General features: G+C 57.3%; 1 pseudogene. It reads right to left on the reverse strand.

From position 1 onward, the window contains the following. Nucleotides 1-55: 55 nt before the first annotated feature. A pseudogene (locus M3I53_RS37955) lies at nucleotides 56-769 on the reverse strand (integrase core domain-containing protein); the annotation flags it as partial. Nucleotides 770-1010 lie beyond the last annotated feature (241 nt).

The raw sequence follows: 1010 nt of genomic DNA on the forward strand, positions 1-1010 counted from the left end.
GTGTATTAGCCGGGACTCGATCTGACAGGTAGTCGGGCCGATAGAAAGGAAGCGATCAATGGGGAATGAGTTTCTCCTTGGCCAATTCCAGCGAATCGAGAAAGGTGCACATCGGTGTCTTGCCGTAACACCAACGCCCCTGATGCTCCCGTTCATTGTTGTACTGGTCGAGCCACGCATCAAGGTCCGTCTGCAAGGTGGCAATCGATTCGTAGATCTTCTTGCGAAAAGCGATGCGGTAGAACTCGTTGAGCATGGTCTTGTGCAGTCGCTCGACGATCCCGTTGGTTTGCGGCGACTTGGCCTTTGTTCGGGTATGGTCGATGTCCTCCAAAGCCAGGTACAGCTCGTATTCATGATGCTCGGGGTTGCCGCAGTATTCGGTGCCGCGATCTGTCAGCACGCGTAGCAGCGGGATGCCGAAGCCGTCGAAGAACGGGACAACGCGATCGTTGAGCAGGTCCGCCGCCGGCAAGGGCGTCTTGCGATCGTAGAGCTTGGCGAATGCAACTTTCGAGTAGGTGTCGACGAAGGTCTGCTGGTAGACACGGCCTACGCCCTTGAGGTTGCCGACATAGAACGTATCCTGCGCGCCGCAGTAGCCTGGACATTCGGACTCGAATTCGCCGTGCACTTCCTTCTCGTGCTTGGCGCGTTCGAGCGCGACGAGCTGCGCCTCGGTCAACACCAACCCCTCCTGGGCGGATTTGGCTTCCAGGGCCTTCAGGCGCTTCGACATGGTCTCCAGATCGTGGCGCAACCAGATGCTGATATGACTCCGCGTGTCAATCGGGATCGTTTTTGCCTGTTTGAGTTGCACGCAATCTGAATTTCCTGAGGGCGGCGTAGCAGTAAATCTCGACGGTGAATCACGCTGATATCCGCGGGTTGGGTACCGCATTACAGTGGTCCGTCCGATGAGCCTGCCGCTATCTACTGACGCAAGTCGGATGAGATCCGTTGCCTAGCATCTCCGCGGGTTACTCGTATGCCGGGCTACGCCGCCTTCA

Origin of the sequence: Paraburkholderia sp. CNPSo 3272 (assembly GCF_024206495.1) — a bacterium.
Classification (GTDB): Bacteria; Pseudomonadota; Gammaproteobacteria; order Burkholderiales; family Burkholderiaceae; genus Paraburkholderia.